Below are 9857 nucleotides of genomic sequence, written 5' to 3'. Positions count from 1 at the left end.
CCCCATTTGTTTTCAATCATACAAGCCGCAGGCTGGCCGATCTGGCCGCTGGTTGCCTGCTCTATCCTGGCCATGGCGCTCGTCATTGAGCGCTTTGTCAGCCTCAAGACCGCCAAAATCGCACCACCCCAATTGCTCGACGAGGTGTTGAATGTCTCGCGCACGGCGGTGCCGACGCCCGATGTCGTGAATCAACTGGCGCAGAACTCGGCCTTGGGCGAGGTGCTGGCCAGTGGCCTGCGAGCGCTCAACAGCCACCCGCGCTGTAGCGAGGACGAACTGCGCTCCACCATGGAGAGCGCCGGTCGCCTGGTCGCGCACCGGTTGGAGAAATACCTGAACGCGCTCGCCACCATTGCCTCGGCCGCGCCGCTGATGGGCCTGTTTGGCACCGTGGTGGGCATGATCGAGATCTTTGGCTCGCAATCAACGCCGGGCGGCGCCACGGGCGGCAACCCGGCGCAGCTGGCGCATGGCATTTCGATTGCGCTCTACAACACCGCGTTTGGCCTGATCGTGGCCATTCCCTCGCTGATCTTCTGGCGCTACTTCCGGGCGCGCGTCGACGAGTACCTGCTGACGCTGGAACTGGCGTCAGAGCGGCTGGCACGCCACCTCAACACGCTGCGCAAGCCATGAATTTCCGTCCGCGTCAAAAGGAAGAGCCCGAGATCAACCTGATCCCGTTCATTGACGTGTTGCTGGTGGTGCTGATTTTTTTGATGCTGTCGACCACCTACAGCAAGTTCACCGAGCTGCAGCTCAAGCTACCGGTGGCCGACACCGAAGCCCAGCGCGACTACCCCAAAGAGGTGCTGGTCACCGTCAGCAGCGAAGGCGCCTACAGCGTCAACAAGACGCCCGTGACCGGCCGCAGCGTCGACATCCTCGCCATGGCCCTGACGGAAGGCGCCAAAGCCGGCAAGGACTCGGTGGTGATCATCCACGCCGATGCCAGTGCCCGGCACCAGGACGTGATCACCGTGATGGAAGCGGCCCGGCGCGCCGGCCTGAGCCAAATCACCTTCGCCACCCAGTCGACGGCGCATGCCAAGGGCAACTGAGAGAGTAAGTGCTTGCAGAAAAACCGTTGTTGCCCCGGACTTGCTGCGCTTGCGCAGAACCTGATTCCTGAGGTGCAATGACAGTGAAAGAACTTGTCCGTAGTCTTGACTGGGATGGAATTTTGAACGTTCTTTCCCCCACTCACTCCCCCAACCCCTCTCTCGCCCCGCCGGGCGAAAGAAGGGAGCTTCATGCGGCCGCGTCTTCAAAGGTGGGAAATCGGGTGATTGAGGGTGCGCTGGCCTCAAAGTGGCCACTATGTAGACACGAGGCGCTCAAGTCAATTCCTGCGCAGCGGCAACTGGCCTTCAAGTGCTTTCAACAAATCGAGAGACCGCTCAATCAGTTTGATGGCAACGCGCCCATGCGCACCTTTTTCCCGCCTGTGAAGACGCGGCCAAATGTGGCTGTTAGCTCCCCTTTCCGCCCCGGCGGGGGTGGAGAGGGGTTGGGGGAGAGGGGGGGGATACAACACATAAAAAACAAGAACGCTGCCAAACACCGGGAGGCTGAATCATGACCCAGACAACCCAAGCTTCAACCTGGCAACAGCGCCTGACCCGTGCCTGGACACACCGCGGCCCGCTGGCCTGGCTGTTGTGGCCGATCTCGCTGCTGTTTGGCGCACTGGTGGCGTTACGGCGCAGCCTGTACCAGGCAGGCATCTTCAAATCAGAACGCGTTCCGATTCCCGTGATCGTGGTCGGCAACGTGGTGGCGGGCGGCGCGGGCAAGACACCAGTGGTCATGCTGCTGGTGCGGCACTTGCAGGCGCGTGGCCTGCAAGTGGGCGTGATCTCGCGCGGCTACGGTCGCCAGAGCGACGACTGCCGCGAAGTGTGTGCTAACAGCGCGATTGCCGATGTCGGCGACGAACCGGCCCTGATCCGGCGCAGCACGGGCGCGCCGGTGTTTGTGGCGCGTCGCCGGATTGACGCCGCCCGCGCCCTGCTGGGGTGCTACCCGCAGACGCAGCTCATCGTCTGCGACGACGGCCTGCAGCACCTCGGCCTGCAGCGCGACCTGGAGATCTGTGTGTTTGACGAGCGTGGCGTCGGCAACGGCTTTTTGCTGCCCGCCGGCCCCTTGCGCGAACCCTGGCCGCGCACAGTGGGCTTGGTGCTGCACACTGGCACGCCGCCCGCCTTTGCCGGTTTCTGCGCCCAGCGTACTCTGAGCCGCTACGCCCTGAGGGCTGACGGCAGCCAGCAGGCACTCGGCGATCTGGCCGGTCCGGCCTGCCTGTGCAACAAACCCCTGCTGGCGTTGGCTGCCATAGCCAAGCCAGAAGATTTTTTTGCCATGCTGCGCACGCAAGGTTTAACCTTGGCACGCACCCTGGCGCTGCCAGATCACTATGATTTTCAGAGCTTTGTACGAAATGAATACGAGGGCTTCACCCTGATTTGCACTGAAAAAGACGCGGTCAAACTGTGGCCACTGCAGCCCGAGGCGCTGGCCGTGCCGCTGCTCGTCACGCCCGAGCCTGCCTTTCTGACACAACTTGATGCCCGCCTCGACCGCCTGCTGGCGACCCACGCCAAGCCAACGCTATCATTGCCCCATGGACACACGACTACTTGAATTATTGGTTTGCCCGGTCACCAAAGGGCCGCTTGAATACGACCGCGAGAAGCAGGAACTGACCTCGCGCAGCGCACGGCTGGCCTACCCGGTGCGCGACGGCATTCCGATCCTGCTGGAGAGCGAAGCCCGCACGCTGAGCGACGAGGAACTCGGCCTTTGACCTACACGGTCTTGATCCCGGCACGGCTGGCCTCGACCCGCCTGCCCAACAAGCCGCTGGCTGACATTGGCGGCGCGCCGATGGTGGTGCGGGTGGCACAGCGGGTGCTGTCCGGTGCCAGCCGTGCGGGGCGTGCACGGGTCGTGGTGGCTGGCGACAGCCCGCTGATTGTCAAGGCGTGCGAGGCGCATGGCATCGAGGCCGTGCTGACCCACGCCGACCACCCCTCAGGCAGCGACCGGCTGGCCGAGGCTTGCGGTCTGCTTGGACTGGGCGACGACGAAATTGTGGTCAATGTGCAAGGCGACGAACCGCTGATCGACCCGTCACTGGTCACCGCCGTTGCCAATTTGCTTCTCAATCAGCCTGCAGCCAGCATGAGCACGGCAGCACACGCTATCAGTACGCTAGAAGAATTCAACAACCGCAACGTCGTCAAGGTGGTGCTCGATGCCGCGGGGCTGGCGCTGTATTTCAGCCGCGCGCCGATCCCCTGCTGGCGCGACCAGCCTCTGACCGCCCACGACAGCGCGGCACTGCCCAGCCCTGCCCCGTTGCGCCACATTGGCCTCTATGCCTACCGGGTCGGCTTCTTGCGCCGATTCCCCGCCATGGCGCAAGCGCCGCTCGAGATCACGGAATCGCTGGAGCAGCTGCGCGCCCTGTGGCACGGGCATCGGATTGCCGTCCATATTGCTACCCACGCACCCGGCCCGGGCGTGGACACGCCCGAAGACCTGGAACGCGTGCGCCGCTTGTTCGGCACCTGAGCGGCGCCAGGGGGGCATGACAGCCGCGCGCGTTGTCAGCCAGAGCGAGCTTAACGCGTGCTATTCTTGACAGCAAACAATGCAGCCCGGTTCACGTGAAAGCCAACCGGGTTGATTCAGTGATTTTCATCAAATCAAAGGAAAACCATGAGACTCATCCTGTTGGGCGCACCCGGCGCTGGCAAAGGCACGCAAGCCACGTTCATCTGCCAAAAATACGGCATCCCGCAAATCTCCACCGGCGACATGCTGCGCGCTGCGGTCAAAGCCGGCACACTGCTGGGCCTTGAGGCCAAAGGCGTGATGGCCTCCGGCGGTCTGGTCAGCGACGAACTGATCATCAACCTGGTGAAAGAACGCATTGCCCAGCCTGACTGCGCCGGCGGCTTCCTGTTTGACGGCTTCCCGCGCACCATTCCGCAGGCCGACGCCATGAAAGCCGCCGGGGTCAAACTCGATTACGTGCTGGAAATCGACGTGCCGTTCGACGCCATCGTTGAGCGCATGAGTGGCCGGCGCTCCCACCCCGCCTCGGGTCGGACCTACCACGTCAAGTTCAACCCGCCCAAAGTAGCGGGTGTGGATGACGTCACTGGTGAGCCTTTGATCCAGCGCGATGACGACAAGGAAGAAACCGTGAAGAAACGCCTGGAGGTGTACAGCGCGCAAACCCGGCCGCTGGTGGATTACTACAGCAACTGGGCCAAGGCCGAGCCGGCTGCCGCGCCGAAATACCGCGCCATCAACGGCACCGGCAGTGTCGATGAGATCACGGCGCGGGCCTTTGCGGCGCTGGCTGCCTAAAGCCGTCACGTCGGTCAGCCATGACCCGATACCCGACAGGGTGTCGGGCTTCTTTTGTCTCCAGCCTGCACGGTGGCACAACCGGCGGCTTCTCCCACTAAAGTGACCTTCTCAGTCTCCCCTTGGCAGGCGACCCTCGACGGGTGTACCGGTCGTGCGACCCTGTCGCGCCACCAAGATCGGTAGCGTTGCGGTCAGAGCTTACGGCGTCGCAGCATGGCCCCGATGCCGGCCAGTGCCAGTCCGACCAAAGCCAAAGTGCCTGGTTCCGGCACACGATTCAAGGTCAGGTTATCGACAAGGAGGGCATCAGCTGTCGAGGTGATCGATAGATTGGCCGTGCGAAAACCAACCATATTGAACGACGATATTGACGATACCCCGGTATCGAAGGCATCCGAACCGGTCAGGGTGGCGATTTCCGATGCTGTTGGGTTGACCCAAAGATCGAATCGGTTGTAGACAACGGACGTCCCGGTCTTTTGCAGGTAGCCCATCACACTGTAGCTTGTGCCGAGTGTGATATTTTGAAAACTGCCACCTGCGTCACTGCCGCTGGTCCGGGCGAAAATATCAGCCGTACAGCCAGTGACGCCGCCACAGTTGGCCTTCAGTCCGATGTTAGGTCCCGTGCTGTTGCCGAACCACAGGCCCATGAAGTCGTTGTTGCTGATGGTGCCTGCGTCAAATTGAAAATCGAAGTTGACGATGATGTTCCCGTTCAAAGCCGTTGCCAGCGTACGCGTCGCCGCCGCATCAGAATTACCGGTGAAGCGAACGCCATTGCCAGTCATTGGAGCGTCAGGCCCGCCCACAGTAAGCACGTTGGCGTTGACTGGGTTTGCATCGACCCAAGCGCCGCCCCATCCCGTGCCGCCATTTTTCCCGTTGAGGCTGGAGGCTGCATACGTGTTGAAATTGTCAGATGCCAGTAGGACGCCACTGAAAGCGGGCGTCATTGCCAATAGACCACCAAGGCCGGCACATATTGACAGCGCGACTGAGTTACGTACAAGTTTCATGTCGATTTCCTTGGGTCTGATGAAGTATTCCCGTTGTTAAGCAAACAATGTGCCAGATAAAGAAACAATATGTAAATCAATCAACTAAATGTTTTTTCTGTGGATGAAGTTGGCAGACTGTAAAGTTTTTCGACACTTTTGGTCAATCCGTTTTACTCGCGCCTGATACAGCCATCCATGATGTCGTTGTGGCCTTGCGCAGAAACATCGACCAGGCCGCACTGGCTAGGGTTCTCGCAGAACCGCCCCAGGAAGCTGCGCAGCACCGGCAAACGCCATGGGTATGTTCTTCAAGGTCGTCGTTACCCGCCATTACAAACGAAACAATCTGAGTACACCCCATTGCGTCATTCGAACGTTTAATTCGTACGCACGCCAAATGGCGATTTATTCCTAAGAACTTCAAAAAAATGAGTCAAATTTTCAATCGTATCCATCCTTTAATGGCAGCCGCTGCGGTCTCTGTCACCTTGGTGAGCCTGGTCGGTATTGCCGCCATGACCGACGTTTTGCCGAAGTCGCATAGCTCCGTCGAAGACAGTGCGCACACGACAGCCACTGTTGCTCCGGCGCCGGCAGCCTTGGCCGCAAAGCCTAGAGACAGTGGCAATGAAACCATGCGCAGCAAGCCGGCGGTGCGTCAAGTCGCACGCGCTCCCGTACGGCCGGCTCGGCAGTATCTCGATGCGCCTGCGCCAGCGCCCGCAGCGCCAGTGGCTCAAAACAGTCCAATTGGTATCGGCGTGGGCGCAGTTGTCGGTGGACTGCTGGGCAACCAGGTGGGTGGCGGCAACGGCAAAACCCTGGCCACCATTGCCGGCGCCGTGGGTGGTGGCTACATCGGTAACGAAGTCGCCAAGAAAAATCAGTAACGGGTGCCGGCGCGTTTCCAACGCCAAGACATCCCTGACCTCAGATGGCGCCATTCATTGGCGGAGCCCAGTGTCTGTCCGGCGGCACCCAGCCACCGCGCAGGCCCGATCGGTCAGGCCTGCATCAATTCCAGCATCAGCGCGACCCTGGCCTTGACGGGCGACAGGCCTTCGGAATCCTCGAATTCCGAACTGTCTGTCGCCAGCACGCGGCCCTCGGCGCAACGGGTCGAGCGCACCACCCTGACCCCAAGTGCCCGCGCGCGACGAAGCGCGGCCTCCAAATCCTGATGAATAGTGCCGTTGCCGGTGCCAGCCACCACCAGGCCACGCAGGGGCGATGCCGATGCCAGCGGTGGATCCGTCTGGCCCTGCGGGTCAGCCGCAGCCACCGGGGCCAGCAGCGCATCCACCAGCGCACCGCCCGCGCCAGCGTAATTCATCACAATTTCCACCCGTGGCCATTGCCTCACCAATGCTACTATTTCAATAGCTGATGACGCCCTATTAACGGGGGCTGGAGGCCAATTTTGCACTAAACGTACAGCACTTGCCTCGACGTACGCCACGGGCCCGGCGTCACCTGAACTGAAGGCATCGAGCTGGTAGGTGTGAACCTTTTGCACATGGACCGCCGCGTGCACCGTACCGGCACACACGGCCAGCACGCCACACGCGCCAGTGGTCGTGGCCACCACGACCGCATCCCGGATATTCTGCGGACCATCCGGTGCCAGGCTGAAGGCGGGTCGCATGGCACAGGTCAAAACCACGGGCTTGGCGGCAAGCTGCTGCGCTGGCAGCACGGCATGCAAGAAGTAAGCGGTCTCTTCCAAGGTGTCGGTGCCGTGGGTGATGACGATGCCGGTGACGTCGTCTTGCGCAAGATGGTGACTGACCCGCAACGCCAACTGCCGCCAGACCCCGGAGCTCATGTCCTTGCTGTCAATCTGGGCCACTTGCTCGGCCACCAGCGTGCGGCCGGCCAGCACTTGATTTAGCCCCGGCACGGCTGCCAGCAATTGACTCACACCGACTTGGGCGGCGGTGTAGCCAATGTTGTCCATGACGCTGGCGGCGCTACCGGCAATCGTGCCACCGGTGGCCAAAACAACAACTTTTTCAATAAATTTTGTCGCCATCACTTGCCAATCTCAAAAAACTGATTAAAAATACAGTTACTGAATACAACAACAGTGTGTATAAAGTGACAGTTAGACCCACGTACCGCCAAGGAGTCGCCATGATCGGAAGCCTCAAACTCACTGCCCGCCAGCAACAAATTCTGGACCTGATCCAGAACGCCATTGCGCTTACCGGTGCGCCACCGACCCGGGCCGAGATTGCCACCGAGCTCGGTTTCAAGTCGGCCAATGCCGCCGAGGAGCACCTGCAGGCGCTGGCACGCAAAGGCGCCATCGAACTCGTCAGCGGCACCTCGCGCGGTATTCGCCTCAAGAGTGAGGCTCTGCGCTCCATCAATGAGTCCCGTAGCAAGCAATTCATCCAGTCTCTACCCGGTCTGTCACAACTGATGCTGCCTCTGATAGGCCGCGTGGCAGCCGGTTCACCGATTCTCGCGCAAGAACATATCGACCAAACCTATTACGTGGAAAGCAGCCTGTTTCAGCGCAAGCCCGACTACCTGCTCAAGGTGCGCGGCATGTCGATGCGTGACGCCGGCATCATGGACGGCGACCTGCTCGCAGTGCAGTCCACGCGGGACGCCAAGAACGGCCAGATTGTGGTGGCCCGCCTGGGCGATGAGGTCACTGTCAAGCGTTTTCGGCGCACCAAGGACCTGATCGAACTGTGCCCGGAAAACCCCGACTACCAAATCATCGTGGTCGAGCCTGGCGAGCCGTTCGAGATTGAGGGCCTGGCGGTGGGTTTGATCCGCAACACCATGCTGATGTGAGCAGTGGTCTGCCATTGCACTGAAAGGTTTCAAATGAGCTCTGCACTTTTGGCTGTTCCCTCAATCTTGGCGCCGCTGCAAGCGCTGTGGCGATGGCTCATGCCCGCCCTGCCCGCCTTGTCCAATCGACCCAAACGGTCCACCGGTTTGCATGGACACGTCACACCTTCTGGCCAGCCATTGCATCACAGGCAGCTGGCTTGGCGGCCCGGAGCCGACCCGCGTCATGGCAGGGCCGGCCAACGGCCCGCGCCAGCCTATACCTCGACCCAGCGACCGCTGCGCGTTGTGCGCGTGATGGAAGTTGGCCAGGCCCCGGCCCAGGTCGGGCGCATGGTGATTTCTGGCCGCATGGCCGACGTCTGCGCCGAACTTGATCGCCTGGCGGCCTGCGAAGCGGCGCTCTCTTAAGGGCCGGCTCAAAAGAGCAACTGTGCATCTTGTTGCCCCATCGGGCTGAGCTGCGTTGGGTCGACAGGCCAAGGTAAATCTTGCTTCTTTGTGCGTTTGAGCAATAGCCGCTGCCAAGCGCAAGGGCCGTGCCAAGGCACAATGACGGCCTATGAACATCGTAATTCTTGATGATTACCAGGACGCGGTTCGAAAACTGGAATGCGCGGCCAAACTGGCGCCCTACCCGGCCAAGGTGTACACCAACACGGTCAAGGGGCTGGGGCAGCTTTCCTTGCGCCTCAAGGATGCCAATGTCATCGTCCTCATCCGCGAGCGCACGCACCTGTCGCGCGCATTGATCGAAAAACTGCCCAAGCTCAAGCTGGTGGTGCAGACCGGGCGAGTGGGCTCGCACATCGACCTGGACGCCTGCACCGAGCTCGGGATTGCGGTCGCCGAGGGCTCCGGCTCACCCGTGGCGCCGGCCGAGCTCACCTGGGCGTTGATCCTGGCCGCCATGCGGCGCCTGCCCCAGTACATCGGCAATCTCAAGCACGGCGCGTGGCAACAATCGGGTTTGAAGACCGGCTCAATGCCCCCCAACTTCGGACTGGGCACGGTCCTGAAGGGCAAGACGCTCGGCATCTGGGGTTATGGCAACGTCGGACGCCTGGTGGCCGGCTACGGCCAGGCTTTCGGCATGAAGGTGCTGGTCTGGGGGCGCGCACCGGCGCGCGAGCGCGCGCTGCTGGACGGATTTGACGCGGCGCTCAGTCGGGATGATTTTTTTAGCCAATCCGATGTCCTGTCCTTGCATCTGCGTCTGGTGGATGAGACACAGGGCATCGTCAAACTCGATGATCTCGGGCGCATGAAGCCCACCGCCCTCCTGGTCAACACGGCGCGCGCCGAACTGATCGAGCCCGATGCCTTGATCAGCGCCCTGAACCGCGGACGCCCCGGCCTGGCGGCGGTCGATGTGTTCGAGACCGAGCCCATTTTGCAAGGCCACGCCCTGCTGCGCCTGGAGAACTGCATTTGCACGCCGCACATCGGCTATGTGGAGCAGAACAGTTATGAGATGTACTTTGGGGCCGCGTTTGACAACGTGATCAACTTCATCCAGGGCACGCCGACCAACATCGTCAATCCAGGGGCACTGCAAGTGCAGCGCCGGCGCTAGCGTGGAGTGACTGTGCTCGATACCCGCGCAGTCAACCGAACCCGCCGCGCGCGTTGGGGGTCCAACTTCGCGAATGTCCCCCG

The 9857-nt window shown here is 61.4% G+C and carries 12 protein-coding genes; 10 read left to right on the top strand and 2 right to left on the bottom strand.

What is annotated here, in order from left to right; all coding sequences use genetic code 11:
* The first annotated feature begins 6 nt into the window (after positions 1 to 6).
* From GZ093_RS18205 to adk, 6 genes are all read left to right on the top strand, one after another.
* Positions 7 to 639, top strand: coding sequence for a MotA/TolQ/ExbB proton channel family protein (locus GZ093_RS18205; RefSeq protein ID WP_296488764.1), 633 nt, complete (start codon positions 7 to 9; stop codon positions 637 to 639).
* Entirely contained in the window at positions 636 to 1064 is a 429-nt protein-coding gene (locus GZ093_RS18200) for a biopolymer transporter ExbD (RefSeq protein ID WP_296488761.1), read from the top strand. Before GZ093_RS18205 ends, GZ093_RS18200 begins: the two co-directional genes overlap by 4 nt.
* A 517-nt stretch (positions 1065 to 1581) precedes the next feature.
* Positions 1582 to 2649, top strand: coding sequence for a tetraacyldisaccharide 4'-kinase (gene lpxK / locus GZ093_RS18195; RefSeq protein ID WP_296488759.1), 1068 nt, complete (start codon positions 1582 to 1584; stop codon positions 2647 to 2649).
* On the top strand, positions 2630 to 2812 hold the full coding sequence (locus GZ093_RS18190) for a Trm112 family protein (RefSeq protein ID WP_296488757.1): 183 nt from the start codon (positions 2630 to 2632) through the stop codon (positions 2810 to 2812). Before lpxK ends, GZ093_RS18190 begins: the two co-directional genes overlap by 20 nt.
* Positions 2809 to 3582: a 3-deoxy-manno-octulosonate cytidylyltransferase gene (kdsB, locus tag GZ093_RS18185; protein WP_296488755.1), complete on the top strand. Its 774-nt coding sequence runs from the start codon at positions 2809 to 2811 to the stop codon at positions 3580 to 3582. The genes GZ093_RS18190 and kdsB overlap by 4 nt, the downstream gene beginning before the upstream one ends.
* A 147-nt stretch (positions 3583 to 3729) precedes the next feature.
* Positions 3730 to 4386, top strand: a complete 657-nt coding sequence (gene adk / locus GZ093_RS18180; protein WP_296488752.1) for an adenylate kinase — start codon at positions 3730 to 3732, stop codon at positions 4384 to 4386.
* A gap of 194 nt (positions 4387 to 4580) precedes the next feature.
* On the opposite strand, the gene GZ093_RS18175 is transcribed toward adk, so the two are convergent.
* Positions 4581 to 5408, bottom strand: coding sequence for a PEP-CTERM sorting domain-containing protein (locus GZ093_RS18175; RefSeq protein WP_296488749.1), 828 nt, complete (start codon positions 5406 to 5408; stop codon positions 4581 to 4583).
* A gap of 410 nt (positions 5409 to 5818) precedes the next feature.
* On the opposite strand from GZ093_RS18175, the gene GZ093_RS18170 reads away from it, so the two are divergent.
* A complete protein-coding gene (locus GZ093_RS18170) occupies positions 5819 to 6280 on the top strand; it encodes a glycine zipper 2TM domain-containing protein (protein ID WP_296488747.1) in 462 nt (153 codons plus the stop codon).
* A 113-nt stretch (positions 6281 to 6393) separates the two neighbouring features.
* Here GZ093_RS18170 and GZ093_RS18165 read toward each other — a convergent pair whose 3' ends face one another.
* Positions 6394 to 7422 (bottom strand): asparaginase, encoded by a 1029-nt coding sequence (locus tag GZ093_RS18165; protein WP_296488744.1) that lies wholly within the window; start codon positions 7420 to 7422, stop codon positions 6394 to 6396.
* Between the two features lie 101 nt (positions 7423 to 7523).
* Here GZ093_RS18165 and lexA point away from each other — a divergent pair, with 101 nt between their 5' ends.
* The 3 genes from lexA to GZ093_RS18150 all read left to right on the top strand — a co-directional run bounded on the left by lexA (position 7524) and on the right by GZ093_RS18150 (position 9774).
* A complete protein-coding gene (gene lexA / locus GZ093_RS18160) occupies positions 7524 to 8198 on the top strand; it encodes a transcriptional repressor LexA (RefSeq protein ID WP_296488741.1) in 675 nt (224 codons plus the stop codon).
* A gap of 33 nt (positions 8199 to 8231) precedes the next feature.
* Positions 8232 to 8609: a hypothetical protein gene (locus GZ093_RS18155; RefSeq protein WP_296488738.1), complete on the top strand. Its 378-nt coding sequence runs from the start codon at positions 8232 to 8234 to the stop codon at positions 8607 to 8609.
* A gap of 151 nt (positions 8610 to 8760) precedes the next feature.
* The gene (locus tag GZ093_RS18150) at positions 8761 to 9774 is read left to right on the top strand and encodes a D-2-hydroxyacid dehydrogenase family protein (RefSeq protein ID WP_296488736.1); all 1014 of its coding nucleotides are present in this window, start codon (positions 8761 to 8763) and stop codon (positions 9772 to 9774) included.
* Positions 9775 to 9857: the final 83 nt, after the last annotated feature.

This window comes from Rhodoferax sp. (assembly GCF_010365055.1).
In the GTDB taxonomy this organism is placed as follows: domain Bacteria; phylum Pseudomonadota; class Gammaproteobacteria; order Burkholderiales; family Burkholderiaceae_C; genus Rhodoferax.
The sequence above is the reverse complement of the archived record's forward strand: the minus strand, read 5'-3'. Positions and strand labels throughout refer to the sequence as shown.

Bases quoted from the DNA above. Each gene is read 5' to 3' on its own strand.
- lpxK (WP_296488759.1), top strand. From the start codon at position 1,582: ATGACCCAGACAACCCAAGCTTCAACCTGGCAACAGCGCCTGACCCGT.
- GZ093_RS18165 (WP_296488744.1), bottom strand. From the start codon at position 7,422: ATGGCGACAAAATTTATTGAAAAAGTTGTTGTTTTGGCCACCGGTGGC.
- GZ093_RS18200 (WP_296488761.1), top strand. From the start codon at position 636: ATGAATTTCCGTCCGCGTCAAAAGGAAGAGCCCGAGATCAACCTGATC.
- lexA (WP_296488741.1), top strand. From the start codon at position 7,524: ATGATCGGAAGCCTCAAACTCACTGCCCGCCAGCAACAAATTCTGGAC.
- GZ093_RS18170 (WP_296488747.1), top strand. From the start codon at position 5,819: ATGAGTCAAATTTTCAATCGTATCCATCCTTTAATGGCAGCCGCTGCG.
- GZ093_RS18175 (WP_296488749.1), bottom strand. From the start codon at position 5,408: ATGAAACTTGTACGTAACTCAGTCGCGCTGTCAATATGTGCCGGCCTT.
- GZ093_RS18190 (WP_296488757.1), top strand. From the start codon at position 2,630: ATGGACACACGACTACTTGAATTATTGGTTTGCCCGGTCACCAAAGGG.
- adk (WP_296488752.1), top strand. From the start codon at position 3,730: ATGAGACTCATCCTGTTGGGCGCACCCGGCGCTGGCAAAGGCACGCAA.
- GZ093_RS18150 (WP_296488736.1), top strand. From the start codon at position 8,761: ATGAACATCGTAATTCTTGATGATTACCAGGACGCGGTTCGAAAACTG.
- GZ093_RS18155 (WP_296488738.1), top strand. From the start codon at position 8,232: ATGAGCTCTGCACTTTTGGCTGTTCCCTCAATCTTGGCGCCGCTGCAA.